The organism is Brachybacterium halotolerans subsp. kimchii (assembly GCF_020792675.1).
In the GTDB taxonomy this organism is placed as follows: domain Bacteria; phylum Actinomycetota; class Actinomycetes; order Actinomycetales; family Dermabacteraceae; genus Brachybacterium; species Brachybacterium halotolerans.
Genome location: NZ_CP086254.1, coordinates 1,904,697 through 1,928,478 on the forward strand (window position 1 = coordinate 1,904,697; position 23,782 = coordinate 1,928,478).

Sequence of the window (23,782 nt, forward strand, 5' to 3'; positions counted from 1 at the left end):
CTCACCGGGTCTCGTCGATGATCTCCAGGACTTTCCCGCCCAGCACGGTCTCGGCGATCTCGCGTCCGCTGCGCGTGGCGACCTGTCCGGCGTCCACGTCCTCGTCGTACCAGGTGGCGCCGCCCGTGGGGTCCTCGTCCTGCGCATCGGGCTCGGGCGGTGCCTCGGCGGCCGAGCCGCGGCGCTGCACGGGCTGGCTGCGGGAGGCGAGCACGGCTTCGCGCGCGAGCGCGGCGCCCGTCGAGCGGGTCGCCGGGGCGGGAGCTGCCGAGGACGCCGATGCGGCCGACTGTGCCGACGGGGCGGGGGCCGACGGCGCGGAGGCCGGTGCAGCCGACGCCGCGGACGGCGGGGCGGAGGCCGAGACGGCAGACGCCGCCGAAGGAGCCGGGGCCGCGGAGGTCGCGGACCCGGCGGGAGGGGCGACCGAGGACAGGGCCGACGACCAGTCCGCGTCGTACGATGCCGAGGGCGCAGACGGTGCAGCGACCGGATCGGGTTCCGGAGCGGAAGCCTCACCCACCACTGGGGGCTGCGCGTCGTCTCCGCTGTCACTGATGCCGCTGTCGCTGATGCCGCCGGCGCCGTCGTCGCCACCGATGTTGTCGCCACCGCTGCCATCGCTCGCGCTGTCGCCCTGCCCGTCGACGGGCGGGAGGGAGCGGACGGGGCGCCCGGACTCGATCGCCTTCTTCAGCGCGGCCTGCCCGTGGGTGCGCGGGACATCACCGGAGAGCGTGTCACGGCCCTCGTCATGGACCTCGAGCACCTCACCGGTCTGCGCGGGGCTGGTCTCCGCGGCGTCTTGCGCGGTCGCGTCCGGCACCGATGCATCCTGCGCGTCAGCGCTCCCCTGCGCAGGGGAACCGTTCGACGGGGCTGGTGACGTCCTCGTGGTCTCGGGCCCCGGCGTCCCGGGCGCCGCGGTCCCCCGTGCCGAGGCGGGCCGCGCCACAGGTCGATCGGCAGGGCCGGGTGCGAAGGAGTCCCGCGGGTCCGGCGGGTAGGAGTCCTCGGGCTCGGGCGGATAGGGGTCGTCGTCGGGCTCCGGCGGGAAGTCGTCATGCGGCGCCGCGTCGCCCCACGGGGCGGTTCCGCCACGCGGCGCCCGGCCACCGGCTTCGGCGGCGGGACGATTCTGCGGCGCGGCCTGCGGCGAGGACTGGGCGGAAGGCTGCGATGACGCCTGCGGGCGCGCCGGGGACCCCTGCGATCGCGGATCCTGCCGGCCGGGCGCATCCGTGCCGCGAGGAGCGTTCTGCCCCTCGCCCTGCGCACCCCGCGGAGCCGGGGCGGCGGGTGCGCCCGACGCTCCCCCGCCGGGACCACTGGCTGCGCCGCCCGGTCCGCTGCCACCGGTGGGACCGTTGCCGCTGGCAGGGCCGTTGCCACCGGCGGGGCCGCTGCCGCCGCCCGAGCCGCCGGCGGGGCCATCGTCCGAGGGGTTCTCGTCGAGAACCGCCTCCACGGTGACGTCCTGGTGCATGATCTTCCGCACCGCCTGCGCGAGGTTCTCCGCACCGGTGCCGCGCCCGAAGGCGCTCAGCAGGCCGCCGGAACGGAAGGAGATCGTCAGCCTCCCGCCGCTCAGGTCGGCGACGTGCGCGTGCTGGGAGACGAGCGCCCACGAGGGCCGACGGATCTGCTGCAGCGCCTCGAGGATCGCCGACCAGTGCTCGCGGACCTCCTGCGCACCACCGCCGGATGCGGGCTGCGCCGCCTGGTCGGGCTGGCCGTCAGCGCCCTGGGCAGGAGCGGACGGCTGCGCGGGCGCCGCCTCCGGCTGCGGTGCGTCCGATCCGGGCGCCTCGGCGGGTCGGGTGCCTGTCGTCGCGCTCCCGGGGATCGCCGCGACCGGGCCCCAGTCGTCGTCGGCCGCGGGCGCGGACTGCTCGCCGACAGCACCGGCGGATGCGCCGGACTCGGGCTGGGGCTTCTCCGCCTCCTGGTCGGTCGGCGCGGCCGCGGGCGCGGGCTGTGCGGAGCGTGCGGACGACGGCTCGTCCACCGCCGGGCGCGGAGGCTGCTCCGCGGCCGGGCGCGAGGACTCAGGTCCCGGAGCAGGGGCAGCGGCCGGAGCAGGCGCGGCCGACGCCGCGCTCGCGCTGCGGCTCTGCCCCGAGGCGGAGTGCTGCTGGGCGATCCTGCGGGCCTCCTCGCGGCCGGACCCGGCCTGCGCTCCGCCGCCCTGCGCGGTGCGGCCCTGTCCCTCACCGGACTGCGCGCTACCGCCCGCGTTCGGCAGCGCGGCGCGCGCCGCGGCGGCCCCGCTGCGGCCCGCGGGCGCTCCGCCGGCCGCTCCCGCACCGGCAGCACCCGCCCCGGAGGCCCCGGGGGCGGAAGCTGCGGCTCCGCTCGGCGCACCGCCAGGGGCGGCACCGGCGACGGGGGCCGCGGCGACCTGCTGGCCGCGCAGCAGCAGCCGCGCCGCGAGCAGCTCGAGGTGCAGACGCGGACTGGTCGCACCGGACATGGTGCTGAGCGCCTGGTTCACGAGATCGCCGCTGAGGGAGAGGTCGGCGACGGGGAACCAGCCGACCTGCTCGCGCATGCGCTCGAGCTCGGCGTCGGGGACCTCGGGCAGCAGCTCGTGGCCGCGCTCCGGGACCGCCGCGAGCACGATGAGGTCGCGCAGGCGCTCCAGCAGATCCTCGACGAAGCGGCGCGGCTCGTGGCCGGTCTCCAGGACCCGCTCGATCGCCCGGTAGAGGGTCCCGGCGTCGCGCTGGCCGATCGCGGTGATCGCCTCGTCCAGCAGGGAGGTGTCGGTGAAGCCGAGCAGGCTGATCGCCGTCTCGTAGTCCACGCCGTCCTCGCCGGCGCCGGCCATCAGCTGGTCGAGCACCGACATGGTGTCGCGCGCGGACCCGCCGCCCGCGCGCACCACGAGCGGCAGCACGCCCTCGCCGACCTGCACGCCCTCGGCCGCGCAGACCTGCTCGAGGTACGGGGTGAGGATCTGCGGCGGGATCAGCCGGAACGGGTAGTGGTGGGTGCGCGAGCGGATGGTGCCGATGACCTTGTCCGGCTCGGTGGTCGCGAACACGAACTTCACGTGCTCGGGCGGCTCCTCGACGAGCTTCAGCAGCGCGTTGAACCCGGCCGAGGTCACCATGTGCGCCTCGTCGATGATGAAGACCTTGTACCGATCGCGCGCGGGCGCGAAGGTCGCGCGCTCGCGCAGCTCGCGGGCGTCGTCCACGCCGCCGTGGCTCGCGGCGTCGATCTCGACCACGTCGAGGCTGCCGGGGCCGTTGCGCGCGAGGTCGCGGCACGAGTCGCACTCGCCGCACGGGGTGTCCGTCGGCCCCTGCTCGCAGTTCAGGCAGCGCGCGAGGATGCGGGCCGACGTCGTCTTGCCGCAGCCGCGCGGGCCCGAGAACAGATAGGCATGGCCCACCCGGCCGTTGCGCAGGGCGCGCATGAGCGGCACGGTGACGTGGTCCTGGCCGATGACCTCGGCGAAGGACTCAGGGCGGTAGCGACGGTACAGAGCGGTGACCACCCGACAAGGCTAACGGGGCGGTGGGACCCACGGGACCGCTGTGGGCGACGGCGCCATGGGGAGGACCCGCGGGCCCCGGCCGTCGGCCCCGGCACTACGGCAGCAGACCCTCCAGCAGGAGGTCGAGGCCCAGCAGGTAGCGCTCCTCGACGTCCCCCTCGGCCATCGTCCCCATCAGGGAGGTGACGCGCGGGAACGGGTTCTCCCCGCCGCTCTCCAGGTGCGCGCGGACGCGTGTGGTCCAGGCCTCCATCTCGGGCGCTGTGCGGGTGCGGAAGAGCCAGTTCTCGTAGACGTCGGCCGCGGTGTAGAGGAGCAGGCGGTCCACCGCCCACATCGCCCGACGGGACCCGATCCCCGCGTCGAGCAGCCGTCCCAGCAGCACCTCGAGGTCCTCGAAGTCGCCCATCCCCGAGGGCACCGCCGCGAAGTCCAGGCGCGCGATGTCCCCGTGGGCGGTGAGCACCCGGTGCATGCGCAGATAGTGCTCGTGGAGGTCCGCGCGGAGATCACCGGTGTCGGGCACGGGCCCCAACTCGTCGCTGACCCGGCCGTGGGCGAGGGCCAGCAGGCCCTCCCGGCTGCGCACGTGCTGGTAGAGGCTCGAAGCGGTCACGCCCAGGTCGGAGGCGAGACGGCGCATGGTCACCGCGTCGGTCCCGTCCACGTCGATGATGCGCAGGGTCACATCGATGATCTGCTCGGCGTCCAGGACCCGCCGCGACCTGGGCGGACGCGGCGGCCTCGGCGGCGGGCCGGGGGTCCGCGGCGGGAGCGGGAACTGACGACGATCCATGGGCCGACCCTACCCCTTGCGCCGAACGCTGTTCAGGAGTAGAACACTGTTCGCCTCTTCCGAACAGTGTTCGGCTACGGAAAAACAGTGTTCTCCAACGGCCGATCCCACCCCGCCCAGGAGCCCCTCATGACCACTTCGCCCCTCACCGACTCCGCGGTCGCCGCACCGCCCTCCACCGCTCCGCCGATCCCCCGCTCGTCCTGGCTCGCCCTCGTCGTGATCCTGGTGGCGGAGATGCTCGACGGGCTCGACGCCCTCATCACGTCCATCGGCGGCCCGGCGCTGCTGGCCGACCTCGACGGCGGCCCCGCCCTGCTGCAGTGGACGGCCGCCGCCTACACCCTGTCCATGGCCTCCGGACTGCTGATCGGCGGGCGCCTCGGCGACATGTTCGGCAAGCGCCGCCTGTTCCTGATCGGCATGGTCGGCTTCACGCTCGGCTCGCTGCTGTCGGCCTGCGCTCCCGTCGCCTGGGTGCTCATCCTGGGGCGCGTGCTCCAGGGCCTGCTCGGCGCGCTCATGCTCCCGCAGGGCATGGGCATGATCCGCACCCTGTTCCCCGGGGAGCACGCGGCGAAGGCCTTCGGCCTGTTCGGCCCGATGATGATGGTCGCCGGCATCGGCGGCCCGATCCTCGCGGGCGTCCTCATGGACCTCGATCCCTTCGGCCTCAGCTGGCGCTCCCTGTTCGCGGTCAACGTGATCCCCTGCGTGCTCGCGATCGTCGCGGGCCTGCGCCTGCTCCCGCGCGAGTCCTCCACCCGCTCCCTCAGCCTGGACTGGACGGGCGCCGTGCTCAGCGCGGCCGGGATGGCCGCGATCGTCTACCCGCTGGTCGAGGGCCGCGAGCTCGGATGGCCGGCCTGGACCCTCGTCGTGCTCGCGGGCGGCGTGGCGCTGCTCGGCGTCTTCCTCGTCCAGCAGCGTCGGCGCTCGCGCGCCGGCCGCGACGCCCTGGTCGAGCCCAGCCTGTTCCGCAACCGCACCTTCCTCGCCGGCCTCGCGATCATGCTCGTGTTCTTCGGCGGCACGGGGGCGATCGGCATGATCACGGCCCTGTTCCTGCAGATGGGGCTCGGGATGAGCCCGCTGCTCACCTCGATCGTCACCATCTCCGAGGCGCTCGGGATGATGCTGGGCATGGCCGCAGCGGCGAAGCTCGGCGGCACGCGCCGCACGATGGCGATCGGCATGGTGATCGCGGCGCTCGGCCAGCTGCTCACGCTGCTCGGCATCGCGGCCCAGGGCGCGGCGGTCGACGCCTGGCTGCTGACGCCGATGATGCTGATCGCCGGGATCGGCATCGGCATCGCGATGGGGCCGACGTTCTCCATCATCATCACCGGCGTCTCCGATGCCGAGGCCGGCTCGGCCTCCGGCGCCCTGACCTCGGTGCAGCAGATCTCCACCGCCCTGGGCGTCTCGACGCTGGGCTCGCTCTTCTTCGCGATCGCCTCCGGCTCCGCCTCCCCGGTGCTGGGCTTCGCCCACGGCCTCGAGGCCGCGCTCGCGATCAACGTGTTGCTGATCGTGCTGGCGATGGGCCTGCTGCGCTTCCTCCCGCAGCGCGCCGCGGAGGACGCCGAGGACATCTGAGCCCGAGGAACCGCCCCGGGGCGCCGGGCCGACGCGCCGGGCCGATGCGTCGGCCCGGCGCCCCGTCGTCGTGCGCGCAGTCCCTGGAGGAGAATGCGCACGTGCACATCGTCCTGTTCATCGTCCTGCTGGTGGTGACCGTCCTGGCGGGCTCCGCGATCGCGGACCGCCTGCGGCTGCCCGCGCCGATGGTCCTCATCGTCATCGGCGTGATCGCCTCCTACCTCCCCTTCGTGCCGGCCGTGCGCCTGACCCCCGAGCTCGTGCTGCTGGGTCTGCTGCCGCCGCTGCTCTACTCCTCGGCGCTGAAGACCTCCCTCGTGGACATCCGGGCGAACCTGCGCACCGTCGCCATGCTGTCGATCGCCCTGGTGGTGGTCACGACCGTGACCGTGGGCGCGACCGTGCACCTGCTCATGCCCGACGTCCCCTGGCCGGTCGCCCTCGCCGTCGGCGCCGTCGTCGCCCCGCCCGACGCGGTCTCGGCGAGCGCGGTGGCGCGGCGCATCGGCCTGCCGCGGCAGATCGTCACCGTGCTCGAGGGCGAGTCCCTGCTCAACGACGCCACCGCCCTGGTGGCGCTGCGGGCCGCAGTCGCGGCGATCGCCGGCACGGTCGCGGTCGGCTCGATCGGCCTGGACTTCCTGATCGCCGCGGGAGGCGGCGTGATCGTCGGCCTCGCCGTGGCGTTCGCGGTGCTCACCGTGCGGCGCTGGGTGCACGACCCGGCCGTGGACACCGGCATCTCCTTCGTCGTCCCCTTCGCCGCGTACCTGCTGGGCGAGGAGCTGCACGCCTCCGGCGTGATCGCCGTGGTCGTCGCCGGTCTGCTCATCGGCCACAAGGCGCCGCTCGTGCAGACCTCGACCTCGCGCCTCACGGAGAACGCCACCTGGACCTCGATCGCGTTCCTCCTCGAGCACGCGGTGTTCCTGCTCATCGGTCTGCAGTTCTCACAGATCATCGCGGGCGTCAGCCACTCCCTGAGCTGGGGCTTCGTGCTGGGCGTGTGCGCGGCAGCCCTCGCGGTCGTGATCCTCACCCGGCTCGCCTGGATGTGCGCGAGCCGCCTGGTGATGACGCTGTGGGTGCCCGCAGACCGCAGGCCGCCCTGGCCGAACGTGGTGGTGACGGGCTGGGCCGGCATGCGCGGCGTCGTCACCATCGCCGCCGTGTTCGTGATCCCCGCGTCCGTGCCGCACCACGACGTGCTCGTGCTGATCGCGCTCGTGGCCGTGCTGGGCACGCTCTACCTGCAGGGCCTGACCCTGCCGTGGCTCACCCGCGTGCTGCGCGTGGTCCCGAACGATCCGGCGGCCGACGCCCTCGCCCGCGCGACCCTGCTGCAGAAGGCGGCCGACGCCGGCAATACCGTGCTCGCCTCCTGCGAGGAGCAGGACGATCCCGCGGTCGTGCAGATGATCCGCGACCGGCAGGACCAGCGCACCTTCGCCGCCTGGGAGCGACTGTCCACGCAGGTGGGCCAGGAGAGCCCGAGCGACGCGTTCACCCGCATCCGCACCCGGATGCTCGCGGCCGAGAGAGCGCGGGTGCTCGAGATCCGCTCGAAGGGCAAGGTGCCCTCGCACGTGGTCCGCGAGGTGCTGGGCATGCTCGACTTCGAGGAGTCGCTGCTGGACTCCGGCACCGAGGCCCGCGAGGACATCGTCGCGACCGGCAGCGGCGAGGGCGGATGGTGCGAGGACCTGCGACGCTATCCCGCCGTCGGCACGCCCGAGCCGGAGCGCGCCTTCTGCCGGCGCTGCCGCGAGGAGGGCACCACCACCGTGGCCCTGCGCCAGTGCCTGGAGTGCGGGGAGGTCGGCTGCTGCGACAGCTCCCCCGGCCAGCACGCGACCGCGCACTTCCACGACACGAGCCACCCGGTCATGCAGTCCGCCGAGCCCGGCGAGACCTGGCGCTGGTGCTACGTGCACCAGGCGACGGCCTGACCCCCGCCGAACCGCCCGGCTCCTGCCCGGCCGCCGTCCCGACGAGGCGCCCTCAGCGGCGAACCTCGTCGTCGCGCACGTCGCGCTCGCGATCCCCGTCGACGTCGGCACCGTCGGCGTCGGGATCGTCGTCCTCGTCGCGCCCCTCGGCCCTGCCATCGCCGGCGTCCTCCGACTCCGGCCGCGTCGGATCCTCTCCGCGCCGCGCCTTCTCCAGGCGCTCCCTGCGATCGCGGATCGTGCCGATCGTGACCACGAAGGCGACCACGACGACGAGGACGGGCACCAGGTAGTCGACGATCCAGTCCGGCACGTCGATGCCCAGATGGATGTCCGGGATCCATCCGAACAGCAGGTTCCAGAGCCAGCCGAGGAACCGACGGATCGGCTCGAGGAGCGCGTCGACGAGCTCGCGCACGGGACGCGTGACCTCGCCGATCCAGGTGCGGATGCCGCGGGTCGCCTCGTCGACCCAGGTGACGACGGGCTCGACGAGTCGGCCGATCCAGCGCTTGACCGGATCGAGCAGTCCCGACAGCAGCGCGCCGAGCCCCAGCAGGGGCACCAGGAAGCGCGCCGCCTGGGCTCCCGCGGCGATCAGGCCGAAGCGCACGGGATGATCCGCCTTGCGGGCCTCGCGGGCGGCGGAGGGCGACCCCTCGGCGGGCACCAGCGGCGCGCCGACGAGCTCGTCCGCGCGGACCACGTCCACCTCACCGGCGCCGCCGAGCGTCGTGGTGCGCACGACGAGCTTCTCGCGGTCCTTCATGGTCCCGCTCGCCGTGGGCCTGCGCACGGTGATCGTGGTGCGGAAGAAGCCGTCGTCGAGCTTCAGCGCGAGGCCGTCCGCCGTGGTGACGTCCTCCGCGCGGTCGGCCTTCGCGAGCGCCTTCTCGGCCTTCGGGTCGTGACGCACGCCGTCGATAAGGATGACGGCCTCGGTGTCCAGGGTGCGGTGGCGCACCTCCGCGACGTACTCGTGGTCGTCGCGCCGACCCTCGTAGCGCACGTCGGCGCCGAAGCGCGTGGCGCGGTGCGCGCCGAACTCCTCGTCGCCCACGGTCGCGTCGCTCTCCGTCGCGCCGTCCGTCCCCTCGAGGTCCGGCTCCCTGTTCCTGGTCCCCTCGTCCTGCATGCCCTCCATCGTGCCGGGCCGCGCGGGGCCGCGGATCATGCGGAAGCATGGGCCAGGAGACGACGACGGCCTCTTCCTCAGACCATCGGCCGACGCAGCACGTGCCGCAGAGCCTGCTCGAGCTCCGTGTGGGCGGGCTCGAACCCGCTTCCCAGCAGGCGCGACGCGTCGACATCCTGGTCGGCCCGCACGAGCTCCTTCGCCCCCTCGCTCCCGAGCAGCAGGGCGGGCCCGAAGCCGGGGACCGGCACGAGCGCGGGCCGGTGCAGCACGCGTCCGAGCGTCCGGGCGAACTCCCGCGAGGTGACGGGCGCGGGGGCGACCGCGTTCACGGGCCCCTCGAGATGTTCCGTGCACAGTGCGTGGGCGTAGGCGCGGGTCATGTCGTCCAGGGTGATCCAGGAGAGCACGGCGTCCGGCGTCGCGAGCCGTCCGCCGATCCCGGCGAGGAACATGGGGATCTGCGGGAGCAGGGCCCCTCCCCCGTCGGAGAGCACGATGCCCGTGCGCAGGTGCACCACGCGCACGCCCGCCCGCACGGCGGGGGCGCTGCTGGCCTCCCATTCTTCGCAGACGCGGGCGAGGACGTCGTCGCCGAAGGCGTCGTCCTCGGTGAGCACCTCGCCCGGCCGCTGGGCACCGTAGGCGCCGATCGCGCTGGCCTGCACGAGGACCCTGGGACCGGCCGACGCGCCGTCCGCTCCGTCCTTCATGCGCGCGAGCGTGCGCGCGATGAGGTCGCCGCCGCGGACGCGGGACGTGAGGATCTCGCGCTCGGCGCGCGCGGTGAAGCGCGTGGAGATGGGCCGGCCGGCGAGGTTCACGACCGCGTCGACGCCCTCGAGGTCGGCCGGGTCGAGCTCCCCGCGCTCGGGGTCCCAGGGGATCTCGTCGGGCCCCTCGGCGCGGCCGCGGACCATGCGGATCACCCGGTGGCCGCCGGTGCGCAGCAGCGCGACGAGCTGCGTGCCGATCAGCCCGGAGGCCCCGGCGATCGCGACCACCAGCCGCGGGGAGCCGGCATGGCGGGCGTGGAAGGCGAGATCGTCGCGCAGCTGCGCGCCGCGAAAGGCGAGCATGCGCTCGATCGTCCGACGGGCCTCGCGCGCCGGGAGGCCGCCGATGCCGCCCGTCAGGTCGGCACTGCCGCCTCCGGCCGCCTCGCCGGTGCTGCCGATACCGCCCGGCAGCTCGAGGTCGATGCGGTCGCGGATCTCCGAGCTCCCGGGCCCGGTCCCGGCGATCTCGTGCTGGTGCCGCCACGTGCGGAAGGGGCCGGTGACCTGGGCATCAACGAAGGAGTGGACGGACGTCACGCCGCTCCCACGATCCTCGCGAGAGGCGTGCCGCAGCTCCCAGCGAGGGCTGAGCCCCGTCGGCAGCAGCGGAGGGCCGAGCCGCACGGCGACCCGTCGGCCGACCTCGAGCCCGCCCGCGTCCGGGTCCTCGATCCTAGCCATGCCGGGCGGCGTGAGCCGGACCAGGGCGCCGGGCCGTTCGTGCCAGGCGAGGACCTCGTCGACGCCGTGGTCCAGTGGGGTGCGTGCCTCGATGCGCATCGGTGCCTCCCGGCGTCGGTCGCGGGTGTTCGCGGTGATGCGCCACGGTACGCGCCCTCCCTCTCCGGCGCCTGCGGCCCCGCATGCGCGAGGCGGCATGCGAACGGCCCCGCCCGGAGAGGCGGGGCCGTTCGAGATCGGAGGGCGCCGGCCGCTGGGCCGGAGGGCGCCGCCCCTCCCGCAGCGGGAGGGGGTCAGTCCAGCGCGTCGACCTTGGGCCGACCGCCGTCGCCGCCCGCGGCACGGGCGTCGGCCCGCTCCTCCCAGAACTCGGCGTTGCGGATGCCCAGTGGTCGCGGATCGAACTGCGGATCCAGGCCCTCGCGCTTCTGGCGCCGGTAGTCCTTGAGCGCCTTCATCGCGGGCACCTGCAGCACCAGGATCGCGATGATGTTCAGCCAGGCCATCGCGCCCACGCCGATGTCGCCGAGCGCCCACGCGTTGCCGGTGGTCGTGGCCAGGCCGCCGATCGCCACGGCGATGATCATGAGGACGCGGAGCACCCACACCAGCGCGCGGCGCACCTGGTGGCTCGGCACCCAGCGCATGAGGTAGGTCAGGTTGGTCTCGGCCATGTAGTAGTACGCCACGATCGTGGTGAAGGCGAAGAAGAACAGCGACAGCGCGATGAACGAGGCGCCGACGCCCGGCAGGAAGGTGTCGAAGCCCGCCTGCGCGAAGCCGGGACCCACGGGAACGTCGTCGGCCAGGCCGCCGGGACCCTGGGTGAGGATCTGCGAGGGATCCTCGACCGCGTCGGAGTACACGCGGTACATGCCGGTGGACAGGATCATGAAGGCGGTCGCGGAGCACACGAACAGGGTGTCGACGTAGACGGCGAAGGCCTGCACAAAGCCCTGCTTGGCGGGGTGGGAGACCTCCGCGGCGGCAGCGGCGTGCGGGCCCGTCCCCTGGCCGGCCTCGTTCGAGTACAGGCCGCGCTTGACGCCCCACTGGACGGCGAGGCCCACGATCGCGCCGTAGACCGAGTCCATGCCGAAGGCGGAGGAGAAGATCTCGGAGAAGACGGGCACGATCTGGTCGGCGTTCACGAACATCACGACGATCGCCGCGAGGATGTAGATGACCGCCATCACGGGCACCACGAGGCCCGCGAAGGTGGCGATGCGCTTGACGCCGCCGACCACGATGAGCATCAGCAGCACCAGGATCACGACGGTCGAGATCCACTGCGGGAGACCCCAGGCGCCGAAGGCGGAGACGGAGATGCCGTTGGCCTGCACGCCCGGGAGGAAGAAGCTCATGGCCAGCACGGTGACGAGCGAGAAGACGATCGCGTAGACCAGGGAGATGCCCTTGGCGCCGGTGTGCCTGTAGGCCTTCTCGATGTAGAACGCGGGGCCGCCGCGGTACTCGCCGGTGTCGCGGTCACGCTCCTTGAAGATCTGGCCGAGCGTGCACTCGATGAAGGAGGTCGCCGACCCCAGGAAGGCCATCGCCCACATCCAGAACACCGCGCCCGGCCCGCCGAAGGCGATGGCCGTCGCGACGCCCGCGATGTTGCCGGTGCCCACGCGGCCGGCGAGAGAGATCATCAGCGACTGGAAGGAGGAGACGCCGCTCTCCGACTTCTCGCCCCTGATGATCTGCCGCAGCATGTCGGGGATGTTGACGACCTGGAGGAGCAGGGTCCTCGCGGTGAAGTAGAGACCTGCACCCAGGCACAGGATGATGAACGGCGTGCCCTGGATGTTTCCGGACAGCCAGGAGATGAAATCACTCATGCGAGGAGGCTCCTGAGGAGGGGGCAGGGGATGTGCAGCACGCACGAGTGTGACGCACGACTCCCGCTTTCCGGGCCATTTCGGGTCATGTTGCGAAATCGAGACCTCGGCCGACGGGCGCTGCGCGCGACGCCCTCGGGCCCCTCAGGCGACGAGGCGTCGGGCGATGACCCTGGTCAGCGGGCGCACGCCCAGAAGTCGACGCCCCGCACGGTGCACGAGACGCTCGGCCGCGCTGCGGGAGATGAAGGTCCCCGCACTGCGCCGGCCGCTGCGCTGTGCGCGTTCGGCCACTGGGCGCATCCTGCGCTCGTACTCCGCGAGACCGGCGTCCCGGTGCGGGCCCGCGTGGCGCAGGGAGACGGCGAGCGCCTCCGCCCCGGCGATCGCGAGCGAGGTGCCCTGCCCGGCGAGGAGGGAGACGGCGTGCGCGGCGTCGCCGGCGAGGGTCACCCCGCCTCGGCTCCACCCGGGCGCGGAGGACTGGGCGACGAGGTCCTCGTAGTACTGCGCGGGGGCGTGCTCGAGGGCACGGTCGGCGAGGGGGTGCAGTCCCGAGAACCGCGCGCGCAGCTGCTCGGGGTCGGGGGTCGGCCGGGCGGTGACGGCGGGGTCTTCCCTCTCCATCAGCAGCAGCGCCGCGCTGCGGTCGTCGCACGCGTAGAGCCCTGCCGTGCGCTCGAGGGAATCGGTGAGCATCGCCCAGTCGCCGAGCTCGGCGGCGATCTGCGGATCCTCGAACAGGAAGCTCGAGGCGCGGTACCCCATCGGCATCACCTCGGCGTGCGCCGGCGAGATCGCCGCGCGCACCCGCGAGCGCACCCCGTCGCAGCCGACGACGAGGTCGGCGGTCAGCTCCTCGCCGCTCTCGAGCACGACCCTCGGCCGCTCCCCCGACCGCTCGCCCGCGTGCACCTCGTCGACACGGGCGGAATAGCGCAGGTCGACGGCGTCGGGGAGGGCGGCGAGCAGGGCGAGCTCGACCTGCGGCCGCAGGATCGAGAAGTAGTCGGTGCCCAGCACCTCGATCAGCGGCGCGACCTCGATGCGCCCATGCTCGCGATCCGCGGCGTCGACGTATCGCACGCCCTCGAAGACCCTCGAGCGCGCACGCATCTCTCCGAGCACGCCCAGCCGTCTCGCGGCGCCGACGCCGGGTCCGAAGAAGTCGATCATGTATCCGCCGCCGCGCGGACCGGGAGAGGCCTCCAGGACCGTGACGTCGTGCGCGGGGGCGAGGCCGCGGGCGAGTGCGAGTCCGCAGACTCCGCCGCCCACGATCAGGACCTCCATGGGGCGAGCGTACGCGGCACCCGGGCATGAGAGGACCCCTCGCGCACCTGCCAGAGCCCACCTGCCCTTGCTGCCGTCAAGCCCTGGGGGAGTTCAGTGAGGTGACACCGCACGAGGGGTCGCGCACGAGTCTAGCGATCCTGCGCCGCGCGTGCACACCCGCCGCCGCGCGGCGTGACGCGGCTCCCTTCGTCCGCCGCGGACGTGCGGTCCCTGTGCTCTCGCCTGGCGAGAATCCGCCTCCCCACCAGCCCCCCGGGGCCGTAGAGTGGTGATGCCGGTCACGTCCCGAGGATGCGATGTGCTCCCCGGGCGCGACCACCGATGGAACCGATCTCGACGAGGAGAGTCATGACCGTCTACGCACGACCCGGGACCGACGGGGCGAAGGTCTCCTTCGCCTCCCGCTACGACAACTACATCGGCGGCACGTGGGTGCCCCCGGTCAAGGGCGAGTACTTCGAGAACCCGACCCCGGTGACGGGCGAGGTGTTCTGCGAGGTGGCCCGCTCGACCGCCGAGGACGTCGAGCTCGCGCTCGACGCGGCGCACAAGGCCGCCCCCGCCTGGGGGAAGACGTCGGTCGCCGAGCGCGCCGTCATCCTCAACAGGATCGCCGATCGCATCGAGGAGAACCTCGAGACCCTCGCGGTCGCCGAGACCTGGGACAACGGCAAGCCCATCCGGGAGTGCCTGAACGCGGACCTCCCGCTCGCGGTCGATCACTTCCGCTACTTCGCGGGCGCGATCCGCGCCCAGGAGGGCACGCTCTCCCAGATCGACGACGACACCGTCGCGTACCACTTCCACGAGCCGCTGGGCGTGGTCGGCCAGATCATCCCCTGGAACTTCCCGCTGCTCATGGCGACGTGGAAGCTCGCCCCGGCCCTCGCGGCCGGCAACTGCATCGTCCTCAAGCCCGCCGAGCAGACCCCGGCCTCGATCATGGTGCTCATCGACCTCATCGGGGACCTGCTGCCCGAGGGCGTCCTGAACATCATCAACGGCTTCGGCGCCGAGGCGGGCAAGCCGCTCGCCTCCAACAGCCGGATCGCGAAGATCGCGTTCACGGGCGAGACCACCACCGGGCGTCTGATCATGCAGTACGCCTCGCAGAACCTCATCCCGGTGACTCTCGAGCTGGGCGGCAAGAGCCCGAACCTGTTCTTCGACGATGTCGCGAACGAGAAGGACGCCTACTACTCGAAGGCACTCGAGGGCTTCGCGATGTTCTCGCTGAACCAGGGCGAGGTCTGCACCTGCCCGTCGCGCGCGCTCGTGCAGAAGGGCATCTACGACTCGTTCGTGGCCGACGGCCTCGAGCGCGTGAAGGCCACGAAGCAGGGGAACCCGCTGGACACGGACACCCAGATCGGCGCGCAGGCCAGCAACGATCAGCTCGAGAAGATCCTGTCCTACATCGACATCGGGAAGCAGGAGGGCGCGAAGATCCTCACCGGCGGCGAGCGCGCCGACCTCGGCGGGGACCTGTCCGGCGGCTACTACGTGACGCCGACGGTCTTCGAGGGCGACAACTCGATGCGCATCTTCCAGGAGGAGATCTTCGGCCCCGTGCTGGCCCTGACCTCGTTCACGGACTACGACGACGCGATCTCGATCGCCAACGACACCCTCTACGGGCTAGGGGCGGGTCTCTGGTCGCGCAGCCAGAACATCGTCTACCGGGCGGGCCGCGCCATCCAGGCCGGTCGCGTGTGGGTGAACAACTACCACAGCTATCCCGCGCACAGCGCCTTCGGCGGGTACAAGTCCTCGGGCATCGGCCGCGAGAACCACCTGATGATGCTCGACCACTACCAGCAGACCAAGAACCTCCTGGTCTCCTACTCCGAGACCGAGCTCGGCTTCTTCTGATCCCGTCGGGTCTCCATCGCTCGCGAGAGGTGAGTTGTCGTCGTCAAGAGCCCCTCTTGAGGACGACGACTCACCTCTCGCGAGATCGTGGCGCTGCAGCCGCACCGGCTGCCGCGCACCACGCGCCGCGCACCATGACCACGCGCAGCGGCCTCCCCAGGAGGCCGCACATCGGAAGGAGCGCATCATGACGGATTCCTCCGCCGAGAACTCGACCCCCGCACCCGACACCTCGTCGGCCGCGGGCCCCGCGCCCACACCCGCGTCCGCACCCGCACCCCAGCCGGACCAGCCGCCCGCTCCCCCACTGCCCGACCCCACACCGTCCGACGACGTGCTCGAGGCGGACCCCACGATCGAGGGAGAGGACTTCTCCCGGGTGGCCTTCACGCAGGCGGCGGTGGCGCAGATCCAGCGGCTCATCGACCGCAACGGGCCGCTCATGTTCCACCAGTCCGGAGGCTGCTGCGACGGCTCCTCCCCCATGTGCTACCCGGCCGGCGACTTCCTCACCGGCGACGCGGACGTGCGCATGGGACATGTGGAGGTGCCACTGCCCGACGGCACCACGAGCCCGCTCGACTTCTGGATGAGCCGCGAGCAGTTCGCCTACTGGCGCCACACCCACCTCACGATCGACCTCGTCGACGGGCGCGGCGGCGGCTTCAGCCTCGAGACGCCCGACGGCAAACGGTTCCTCACCCGTTCCCGGATGCTCCCGGAGGACGCGCAGGTCAGGGAGCGCCTGGAGCTCTGAGCCGCCCGGGCCCCGCCAGGAGACCCGGCCCCGCCGACCTCGCCCCGGGGCCGGGGCCGGGGCCTCTGGGACTACTCCGCCCCGCGTCCCTTCGCGTGCGCGATCGCGGACTCGCGCTGCTCGATCATGCGCAGCACGTCCAGCAGGCCGCGGCTCATGACGGTGCCCACCACGACCATGCGCATGGCCTCGGCGGTGCTGCGGGGCATGTGGGCGATGTCGGCGCCGGCCACGAGGGACATGGCCTCCGCGTAGGCGTCGATGTGGTCGTCGCCCGTCGGCACGCGCGCCTGGTCGCAGGCGGCCCAGGCCTGCTCGAGGCGGGCCATGAGGGGGTCGGAGCGCTCCAGGACGGTCCAGCCGCGGCGCTCGGCCAGCGACCGCACGCGGGGCGAGATCTTCCCGGGCGCGAAGCGCGCGGCGTCCTCGTCGACGGCCGCCGTCTCGGCGTCCTCCGCGGTCTCGCCCGCGAGGGTGCGCTGGGCGATGCCGAGCATGTCGATCTGCTCCTGGTGCGGGGAGTCCAGCGCGTCGACGATGCGGCGCACGGCCGCGATGTTCAGCCCGCCCGCATCGGTGAGCGCGCGGATCAGGCGCACCCGGTCCACGTGGCCCTCGTCGTAGACCGCGCTCGTGCGGGAGGTGAGCCGGCCGGGCGGCAGCAGCTTCTCGCGCAGGTAGAACTTGATGGTCGCCACGGGCACGCCGGCGGTGTCGGCAAGCTCGGAGATCCTCATGTCACGTCCTCGTCCGGCGGTCTGGGTTCCTGGATATTACCCACCGGGAACCATAGGTATGCGCACGAGGTGCCCGTGTGACCGCTCACCCGGACACCAGCGGCGCGAGCAGGGGCAGGACGAGCGTCATGGCCAGCGCGTTGAGAACCATGGCGGCGCTCGACCAGCCGCCGGTGACGGGCGACTCGTCGAGCGCGCGGGAGGTGCCGATCCCGTGGGAGGTGAGCCCGATGGCGAAACCGCGCGCCCGCGGGTCCTGGACGCGGGCGAGGCTCAGCAGCACGGGCGCGAACACGGCACCGAGGATCCCCGAGAGGATCGTGAGCACCACGGCCAGCGGCGGCGAGGCCTGCAGCGACTCGGCGAGGGTCAGCGCGACGGGGCTGGTCACCGAGCGCGGCAGCACCGAGCGCAGGATCTCCGGGTCGGTGCCGAAGGCGCGCAGCACGCCCACGGTCACCCCGAGGCTCACCACGGCGCCCACCATCAGCGCGATCACCACGGAGGCGGCCGAGCGTGCCAGCGCCCGCCCGTTCGCCAGCAGCGGCAGCGCGAGCGCCACCGTCGCCGGGCCCAGCAGCAGCGTGAGCACCGTGACCTGCTCCAGATACTCCGCATAGGGCAGGCCGACGAGCTCGAGCACCGCGGCGACCACCACCACGGTGACGAAGACCGGCGCCAGCAGCGCCGGCCTGCCCGTGCGGCGGTGCAGCCAGAGGGACCCGAGGTAGACGGCGAGCGTGAGCACGAGACCGAAGATCGGCAGGTGGACGACGGTCTGGACGGCGCCGCTCATGCGCCGCTCCCCTCGAGCCGCTGATGGCCGTCGTCACCGCGGCGTCGGTCCTGCCGGTGCAGCAGGGCCTGCAGCACGCGGCCGACGACGAGCAGGGCCAGCAGGAACGATCCGCCCACGGCGAGAGCGATCGGCAGGGCGTTGCGGGCGAGCGCACCCATCTCGACGACCACGCCGACGCCCGGCGGGACGAACAGCAGCTGCAGGTGCGCGAGCAGCGGTGTGCCCGCGGGCTCGGCGACGCGCAGGATGCCGCGGGTGCGCGGCACGAGCCCCAGGATCACCAGCAGCACGAGTCCGAGCACCACTCCGGGGATCGGCAGGTGGAGGAGGGCGGCGAGCGCGAGGCCGATCATCTGCAGCACCAGCAGCACCGCGAGGCCCAGCAGCACGGGCGGAAGGAGCGCGGTCAGCGGCCTCCGCCCGTCGTCGGTCGCCCCGTCCCCCGTCGGCCCGTCGTCGGTCGCCCCGTCCCCCGTCGGCCCGTCCTCGCTCGGCTCCCGCGTGCTCATCGTCTCACTGCCCCAGGTGGATCCCGTTGCCCGGGCCCAGCGGCAGGTCGAAGGCGAAGAACACGGCGAGGATCAGCGTCCAGGCGATCCAGAAGGGGACCACGAAGGGGAGCATGCGTGCGAAGAGGCTGCCCAGTCCGGCGGCCGGCTCGTACTTCCGCAGCATGCCCAGCAGCACCACCATGTACGGGTTCATGGGCGTGATCACCTGGGTCGCGGAGTCGCCCACCCGGAAGGCGGCCTGCGTGAAGGCGGGCTCGTAGCCGAGCAGGGCGAACATCGGCACGAACACGGCGGCCATGATCGTCCACATGCCCGAGCCGGAGATGATGAACAGGTTCAGCACGCTCGCCAGCAGGATGAAGCCGATGACGGCGCCGAAACCGGTGAGGCCGATGTGCTCGAGGCCCTCGGCTCCGGTCACGGCGATCCAGGAGCCGATGCCGGACCAGTTGAACAGTGCGATGAAGTTGCCCAGGATGAACGCGAGGACGATGAACGGGAGCATCTCCTTGAGCGCCTCGGTCATCATCCGCACGGCGTCGCGCGTGGAGCGCAGGGTGCCGGTCGCCATCCCGTACACGCTGCCCAGGACCACGAAGTAGAGGAACACCAGGAACACGATCGAGTCCAGCAGCGGGGATGACAGCAGGAAGCCGCCGTCCTCGTTGCGCCACGGGGAGCCGGGCACGAGCGCGCCGAGCAGCACGATCGCGGTGAGCACGAGGCCGGCGAGGACCGTGAGCAGCAGGCCCCGCTTCTCCGGCCGTGAGAGCGAGGCGCGCATCTGCTCGGAGGACTCGCCCGAGGTCTCCGGGGCCTGTCCGTCGGCGTCCTCCTCGATGGTCTCGTCGCGCGGGATGTCCTGGCGCACCAGGCGCGGCTCGATGACGCGGTCGATGATGAAACCGGCGATCAGGGCCAGCACGATCGAGGAGGCGATGTTGAACCACCAGTTCGACACCGGGTTCACCGTGGTCGCGCCGAGCCCGGAGACGGTCTCGATCACGGAGTTCGTGATGCCCGCGAACAGGGCATCCAGGCTCGTGGGCACGAGGTTCGTGGAGTAGCCGGCACCGGCCGCCGCGAAGCCGCCCAGGAGTCCCGCGACGGGGTGCCGACCGGCGGCCTTGAACACGAGCGCGGCCAGCGGCGGCACCACCACGAAGGCCGAGTCGGACATGATCGAGGCGATCACGCCCACGATGCCCACCACGTAGGGCAGGAGCCACGCCGGCGAGGAGCCGAACATCGCGCGGATCCCGGCGGCGAGCAGCCCGGAGTGCTGGGCGATGCCGATGCCCAGCAGGATCGGCATCACGGTGACCAGCGGCGGGAAGCCCAGATAGTTCTCGCCCAGGCTCGTGGTCAGCCAGGCCATCCCCTCCCCGGTGAACAGGCCCTTGATGACGGTGACCTCGTCGGATCCGGGCACGCTCACCTTCACCCCGGCCAGCGCCATCGCGGTGGAGACGATCCCGGTGACCGCGAAGAGGATCAGGAACAGCATGAACGGCTCGGGCAGCTTGTTGCCCAGCCGCTCGACCACGTTCAGCAGGCGATCGGTGCGGGTCAGCCGCGCGGCGGAGCCGTCAGGGGCGGGTCCGTCGGGGGCGGGGCCGACGGGGCGCGGGGAAGGGCTGCTCATCGTCTCTCATCGGGGCGGGACGGTCGGTCGACGGGGTCGGCCGACGGGTCTGTCTGCGGGGTCGGTCGACGGGGTTTATCGGCGGGATCGGTCGACGGGGTGCGGGGTCAGTCGAAGTAGTGGGGCACGTCGATGGCGCCGCCGGCGGCCTCGAACTCCTCGCGCACGGCGGCGGCGAGCTCGGCGTCGTGGAGCATGTCGAGCACTGTCGCGGCGAGGCCGTAGGCGCCGTCGGCCGCGGAGGCCCGGGCCAGGTCACCGGTGGCGGCCGCGGCGAACTCGCGCGTGTGCAGCGCGGTGTCGGCGTCGGCGACGTGGATGACCGGGTGCATGCCGGGCACGCGGAAGCTCACGTTGCCGAAATCGGTGGAGGCGGCGAGGGTCTCGGAGACCACGCCGCGGGGCAGCGGGTCCCGACCGCGTCGGCGCTGCGCCTCGACCCAGCGCCCGGTGAGGGCCTCGTTCGTGCGCACGGGCAGCGAGGGTGGGTGCTCGTCCCAGCTGATCTCGACGCCGCAGCCGGTCATCAGCGCGGCGCCCCGGGCCACGTCCTCCACGCGGCGCGAGAGGTCCCGCAGGGTGGAGGGCGCCAGCGAGCGCACGTAGAGGTCCAGACGGGCGGTGTCGGGGATGACGCTGGCCCGCTCCCCGCCCTCGCGGATGACGGCGTGGATCCGGTCCGACGGCGGGGTCTGCTGACGCATCAGCCCGATCCCCTGGTACATGAGGCTCGCGGCGTCCAGGGCGTTGCGCCCCATGAACGGCTGCGCGGAGGCATGGGCCGTGTGGCCGCGGAAGACGACGGTGAGGGTGCGCCGGCCCAGCCATGCCTGGTCGGCGAGGTCGTAGCCGGGGTACGGGTGGGCCATGACGGCGGCGTCGAGGCCGTCGAAGGCGCCCTCGCGGGCCATGTACTCCTTGCCGGTGTGGCCCTCCTCGGCGGGCGTGCCCAGCAGCACGACCCGGCCGGGCACGGCCGACGGGTCCGTGGCCGCGAGCCGTGCGAGGGCGAGGAACGCGCCCACGCCCATCGCGGCGATCACGTTGTGGCCGCAGCCGTGGCCCACGCCCGGCAGGGCGTCGTACTCGGCGCAGATCGCGATCGTGGGCCACTCCGCGGTCGCGGCGCCGCTGATCTCCGCGCGGATCGCGGTCTCGAGCCCGTGGACGCCGACCTCGGGGTCCAGCGCACGCTCCTCGAGCACGGCGGCGATCGCGGCGGCCGCGCGGCGCTCCTCGAAGGCGGTCTCCGGGTGCGCGGCGAGATCCAGGAGCAGGTCGACCATGGCGTCGGCGTCGGCCGCGACCGCCTCCTCGAGCCGGGTGTGCAGCTCCTCCCCCGCGCCCGCGAACGCGGAGCCGGGGTGGGAGGTGGTGCGCATCGCCTGCTCGCGCGCCGCGTCCAGCTCCTCGAGGTGCGCACCCGACGCGGGGACCGGGCTCTCGGTGGGGACCCTGCTCTCGGTGGGGACGCCGGGGACGGACGCGTCGGCCGCGCCGGGCTCCCCGATGCGGCCGTGGGACTGCGGGTCGACATCGCTCATGGTCAGACCCTAATGGACCTCCCCGTCCCGCGGCGCCGGGCTCCGGCCCCGCCCGTCGGCCCTGACCGGCCAGTGACCCCCGCGTGCCCGGAACGCCCCATATCCCTTACAGTGCACGCTCAACGTGCACCGCGGATCCGCTCCGCCGCGCGCGGGCGCAGAGCCCGTCGCGCGTCCGGGCCGCACCTGCCCGGAGCACTCGTCGTCCTCCACTCCTCCATGCGGAAGGCATCGCATGATCTCCTCCCCAGCCACTGCCCCGAGCGGCGAGGCGCCGCAGCGCGAACGCGCGAACCGCGGCGCCTTCAGCGGACGCTCGGCCTTCATCTTCGCGGCGATCGGCAGCGCCGTCGGCCTCGGCAACATCTGGCGCTTCCCGGCCGCCGCCTACGAGGGCGGCGGCGGGGCGTTCATGATCCCCTACCTGGTCGCGCTGCTCACCGCCGGGATCCCGCTCCTGTTCGTCGACTACGCGATCGGCCACCGCTGGCGCGGCTCGGCCCCTCTGGCCTGGCGGCGCCTGAAGCGCTGGACCGAGTTCATCGGCTGGTGGCAGGTGCTGATCTGCGTGATCATCGGCGCCTACTACGCCCTGATCATCGCCTGGTCCTTGAACTACATGGTGTTCTCCGTGGGCCAGAAGTGGGGCGACGACGCGGAGGGCTACTTCTTCGGCCAGTTCACCCATTCGCTGATGGGGGCCGACGCGGGCATCTCCTTCGACTACGTGGGCCCCGTGCTCGTCACGATCCTGCTGGTGTGGGTCGCCGTGATCATCACGCTCGCCCTCGGCGTGGAGAGCGGCATCGCGAAGACCTCGATGATCTTCATCCCGCTGCTCGTGGTCATGTTCGTGATCCTCGTGGTGCGCGCCCTCTTCCTGCCGGGCGCGATGACGGGCCTGAACGCGCTGTTCCAGCCGAACTGGGCGGCACTCGCCGACCCGGCCGTGTGGATCGCCGCCTACGGGCAGATCTTCTTCTCGCTGTCGGTCGCGTTCGGCATCATGCTCACCTACTCCTCGTACCTCAAGAAGAAGACGGACCTCACGGGCTCGGGCCTCGTGGTGGGCTTCGCGAACTCGAGCTTCGAGATCCTCGCGGGCATCGGCGTGTTCTCGGCGCTGGGCTTCATGGCTCAGGCGCAGGGAGTGCAGGTCCAGGACGTCGTCACCGACGGCATCGGGCTCGCGTTCATCGCCTTCCCGACGATCATCTCCCAGGCCCCCGGCGGCGCCCTGATCGGCGTGCTGTTCTTCGGGTCGCTGGTGCTCGCGGGCTTCACCTCGCTGGTCTCGATCATCGAGGTGATCGTCTCCGCCGTGCAGGACAAGTTCGGGCTCTCGCGCGTGCCCGGCACGCTCGTGGTGCTGCTGCCGATGGCCATCGGCTCCACGCTGCTGTTCCCGACCACGATGGGCCTCGCGCTGCTGGACACGCTCGACAACTTCGTGAACTCCTACGGGATCGTCGGCGCCGCGCTGGTCTCGACGATCGCGCTCGGCTACATCGTGCGCGGCCTGCCCACACTGCGCGACCACCTGAACTTCAAGGGCACCTTCCGCCTCGGCATCGGCTGGGAGACGTGCGTGAAGGTGATCGCGCCGCTGGTCCTGGGCGTGACGATGGTGCTCTCGGCGGTGCAGCTGCTGACGGCCGATAAGCCCTACTCGGAGTACCCGGCCTGGTTCGTGAACGTCTTCGGGTGGGGTATGGCGATCGCCCTCGTGGTGATCGCGATCGTGCTCTCGCTGGCGCCCTGGCCCGCGGGCTCCAACAAGGACCGCCCCGATTCCGACGGCGACCCGATCGCTCCGCCCGTGGTCGCCGACAGCGTGCTCGCGGCAGCCGGCACCCGCGTCGTGATCGACGAGGCCGCCACGCCCCGCACCCCGCAGGAGCTGCGGCCGCCCCAGGTCTCCGGTGCCGGTGGCGTGCGCGGGACGGGCGGCGCCGACGGCGCCCAGGAGATCGCCTCGAGCGCGATCGCGACCGTCCGCAGCGGCGCCGCGGCGCCCACGGACGCAGAGGGCTCCCGGGGTTCCCGCGGCTCCGCGCCCACCCACCGCGCCGAGCAGGGAGGAGGGAACTGATGTCGGCATCGGCCATCGTCATGCTGTGCGTCGCGATCGTCACCGTCTGGGGCGGCCTCGCCGCCGCGATCGTGAACATCGTGCGTCATCCGGAGGAGCCGGAGGATCCGGAGGACTGAGCCCTGCGGGGCCGATCCGGCCTCGTCGCCGCCTCGTCGGCCCGACCGGGTGTGACATGCACCCGACCCGGCCGGGGCCGGCTCGCACCGTCGAGGGTCCTCCGGTAGTGTGTCTCCT

Annotated in this window: 17 protein-coding genes and 1 other RNA gene; 6 read left to right on the plus strand and 12 right to left on the minus strand. The window is 72.7% G+C overall.

Annotation, left to right across the window (positions count from 1 at the left end; all coding sequences use genetic code 11):
- Position 1: 1 nt before the first annotated feature.
- Entirely contained in the window at positions 2-3,505 is a 3,504-nt protein-coding gene (locus Bra3105_RS08715; RefSeq protein WP_228359482.1) for a DNA polymerase III subunit gamma and tau, read from the minus strand.
- A gap of 94 nt (positions 3,506-3,599) precedes the next feature.
- On the minus strand, positions 3,600-4,301 hold the full coding sequence (locus Bra3105_RS08720) for a TetR/AcrR family transcriptional regulator C-terminal domain-containing protein (protein ID WP_228359483.1): 702 nt from the start codon (positions 4,299-4,301) through the stop codon (positions 3,600-3,602).
- 129 nt (positions 4,302-4,430) lie between these two features.
- Here Bra3105_RS08720 and Bra3105_RS08725 point away from each other — a divergent pair, with 129 nt between their 5' ends.
- On the plus strand, positions 4,431-5,900 hold the full coding sequence (locus Bra3105_RS08725) for an MFS transporter (RefSeq protein WP_228359484.1): 1,470 nt from the start codon (positions 4,431-4,433) through the stop codon (positions 5,898-5,900).
- Positions 5,901-6,001: 101 nt separating this feature from the next.
- Positions 6,002-7,852 (plus strand): Na+/H+ antiporter, encoded by a 1,851-nt coding sequence (locus Bra3105_RS08730; RefSeq protein ID WP_228359485.1) that lies wholly within the window; start codon positions 6,002-6,004, stop codon positions 7,850-7,852.
- A 52-nt stretch (positions 7,853-7,904) separates the two neighbouring features.
- Here Bra3105_RS08730 and Bra3105_RS08735 read toward each other — a convergent pair whose 3' ends face one another.
- From Bra3105_RS08735 to ffs, 5 genes are all read right to left on the minus strand, one after another.
- Positions 7,905-9,026 (minus strand): hypothetical protein, encoded by a 1,122-nt coding sequence (locus Bra3105_RS08735; RefSeq protein WP_228359486.1) that lies wholly within the window; start codon positions 9,024-9,026, stop codon positions 7,905-7,907.
- A 38-nt stretch (positions 9,027-9,064) separates the two neighbouring features.
- Positions 9,065-10,546: a TIGR01777 family oxidoreductase gene (locus Bra3105_RS08740; protein WP_228359487.1), complete on the minus strand. Its 1,482-nt coding sequence runs from the start codon at positions 10,544-10,546 to the stop codon at positions 9,065-9,067.
- A gap of 194 nt (positions 10,547-10,740) precedes the next feature.
- Positions 10,741-12,291 carry an alanine/glycine:cation symporter family protein gene (locus Bra3105_RS08745; protein ID WP_228359488.1) on the minus strand — a complete coding sequence of 517 codons (1,551 nt, stop codon included), beginning with the start codon at positions 12,289-12,291 and terminating at the stop codon, positions 10,741-10,743.
- A 144-nt stretch (positions 12,292-12,435) separates the two neighbouring features.
- Positions 12,436-13,584 (minus strand): FAD-dependent monooxygenase, encoded by a 1,149-nt coding sequence (locus tag Bra3105_RS08750; RefSeq protein WP_228359489.1) that lies wholly within the window; start codon positions 13,582-13,584, stop codon positions 12,436-12,438.
- A 27-nt stretch (positions 13,585-13,611) separates the two neighbouring features.
- An RNA gene (ffs, locus tag Bra3105_RS08755) (signal recognition particle sRNA small type) lies at positions 13,612-13,708 on the minus strand.
- A gap of 227 nt (positions 13,709-13,935) precedes the next feature.
- Between ffs and exaC the strand changes: the two genes are divergently transcribed.
- Entirely contained in the window at positions 13,936-15,459 is a 1,524-nt protein-coding gene (exaC, locus tag Bra3105_RS08760) for an acetaldehyde dehydrogenase ExaC (protein WP_228359490.1), read from the plus strand.
- A 187-nt stretch (positions 15,460-15,646) separates the two neighbouring features.
- On the plus strand, positions 15,647-16,216 hold the full coding sequence (locus Bra3105_RS08765; RefSeq protein WP_407650905.1) for a DUF779 domain-containing protein: 570 nt from the start codon (positions 15,647-15,649) through the stop codon (positions 16,214-16,216).
- Between the two features lie 71 nt (positions 16,217-16,287).
- Here the strand turns inward: Bra3105_RS08765 and Bra3105_RS08770 are convergent, their stop codons facing one another.
- The 5 genes from Bra3105_RS08770 to Bra3105_RS08790 form a co-directional block, all read right to left on the minus strand.
- Positions 16,288-16,953, minus strand: a complete 666-nt coding sequence (locus tag Bra3105_RS08770) for a MerR family transcriptional regulator (protein ID WP_228359491.1) — start codon at positions 16,951-16,953, stop codon at positions 16,288-16,290.
- Between the two features lie 85 nt (positions 16,954-17,038).
- Positions 17,039-17,749, minus strand: a complete 711-nt coding sequence (locus Bra3105_RS08775; RefSeq protein ID WP_228359492.1) for an LrgB family protein — start codon at positions 17,747-17,749, stop codon at positions 17,039-17,041.
- On the minus strand, positions 17,746-18,261 hold the full coding sequence (locus Bra3105_RS08780; protein ID WP_228359493.1) for a CidA/LrgA family protein: 516 nt from the start codon (positions 18,259-18,261) through the stop codon (positions 17,746-17,748). The genes Bra3105_RS08775 and Bra3105_RS08780 overlap by 4 nt, the downstream gene beginning before the upstream one ends.
- A 4-nt stretch (positions 18,262-18,265) precedes the next feature.
- A complete protein-coding gene (locus tag Bra3105_RS08785; RefSeq protein ID WP_228359494.1) occupies positions 18,266-19,909 on the minus strand; it encodes an AbgT family transporter in 1,644 nt (547 codons plus the stop codon).
- Positions 19,910-20,016: 107 nt separating this feature from the next.
- Positions 20,017-21,453 (minus strand): amidohydrolase, encoded by a 1,437-nt coding sequence (locus tag Bra3105_RS08790; protein WP_228359495.1) that lies wholly within the window; start codon positions 21,451-21,453, stop codon positions 20,017-20,019.
- Positions 21,454-21,688: 235 nt separating this feature from the next.
- Here Bra3105_RS08790 and Bra3105_RS08795 point away from each other — a divergent pair, with 235 nt between their 5' ends.
- Positions 21,689-23,545, plus strand: a complete 1,857-nt coding sequence (locus Bra3105_RS08795; RefSeq protein WP_228359496.1) for a sodium-dependent transporter — start codon at positions 21,689-21,691, stop codon at positions 23,543-23,545.
- On the plus strand, positions 23,545-23,664 hold the full coding sequence (locus tag Bra3105_RS08800; protein ID WP_200501628.1) for a methionine/alanine import family NSS transporter small subunit: 120 nt from the start codon (positions 23,545-23,547) through the stop codon (positions 23,662-23,664). The genes Bra3105_RS08795 and Bra3105_RS08800 overlap by 1 nt, the downstream gene beginning before the upstream one ends.
- The last annotated feature ends 118 nt before the right edge of the window (positions 23,665-23,782 follow it).

Excerpts from the sequence above, each read along its gene's own strand:
- Bra3105_RS08720 (WP_228359483.1), bottom strand. The coding sequence starts at position 4,301 with ATGGATCGTCGTCAGTTCCCGCTCCCGCCGCGGACCCCCGGCCCGCCG.
- Bra3105_RS08735 (WP_228359486.1), bottom strand. The coding sequence starts at position 9,026 with ATGATCCGCGGCCCCGCGCGGCCCGGCACGATGGAGGGCATGCAGGAC.
- Bra3105_RS08770 (WP_228359491.1), bottom strand. The coding sequence starts at position 16,953 with ATGAGGATCTCCGAGCTTGCCGACACCGCCGGCGTGCCCGTGGCGACC.
- Bra3105_RS08800 (WP_200501628.1), top strand. The coding sequence starts at position 23,545 with ATGTCGGCATCGGCCATCGTCATGCTGTGCGTCGCGATCGTCACCGTC.
- Bra3105_RS08750 (WP_228359489.1), bottom strand. The coding sequence starts at position 13,584 with ATGGAGGTCCTGATCGTGGGCGGCGGAGTCTGCGGACTCGCACTCGCC.
- Bra3105_RS08795 (WP_228359496.1), top strand. The coding sequence starts at position 21,689 with ATGATCTCCTCCCCAGCCACTGCCCCGAGCGGCGAGGCGCCGCAGCGC.
- Bra3105_RS08740 (WP_228359487.1), bottom strand. The coding sequence starts at position 10,546 with ATGCGCATCGAGGCACGCACCCCACTGGACCACGGCGTCGACGAGGTC.
- Bra3105_RS08775 (WP_228359492.1), bottom strand. The coding sequence starts at position 17,749 with ATGAGCGGCGCCGTCCAGACCGTCGTCCACCTGCCGATCTTCGGTCTC.
- Bra3105_RS08790 (WP_228359495.1), bottom strand. The coding sequence starts at position 21,453 with ATGAGCGATGTCGACCCGCAGTCCCACGGCCGCATCGGGGAGCCCGGC.
- Bra3105_RS08765 (WP_407650905.1), top strand. The coding sequence starts at position 15,647 with ATGACGGATTCCTCCGCCGAGAACTCGACCCCCGCACCCGACACCTCG.
- Bra3105_RS08745 (WP_228359488.1), bottom strand. The coding sequence starts at position 12,291 with ATGAGTGATTTCATCTCCTGGCTGTCCGGAAACATCCAGGGCACGCCG.
- Bra3105_RS08780 (WP_228359493.1), bottom strand. The coding sequence starts at position 18,261 with ATGAGCACGCGGGAGCCGAGCGAGGACGGGCCGACGGGGGACGGGGCG.
- exaC (WP_228359490.1), top strand. The coding sequence starts at position 13,936 with ATGACCGTCTACGCACGACCCGGGACCGACGGGGCGAAGGTCTCCTTC.
- Bra3105_RS08725 (WP_228359484.1), top strand. The coding sequence starts at position 4,431 with ATGACCACTTCGCCCCTCACCGACTCCGCGGTCGCCGCACCGCCCTCC.
- Bra3105_RS08785 (WP_228359494.1), bottom strand. The coding sequence starts at position 19,909 with ATGAGCAGCCCTTCCCCGCGCCCCGTCGGCCCCGCCCCCGACGGACCC.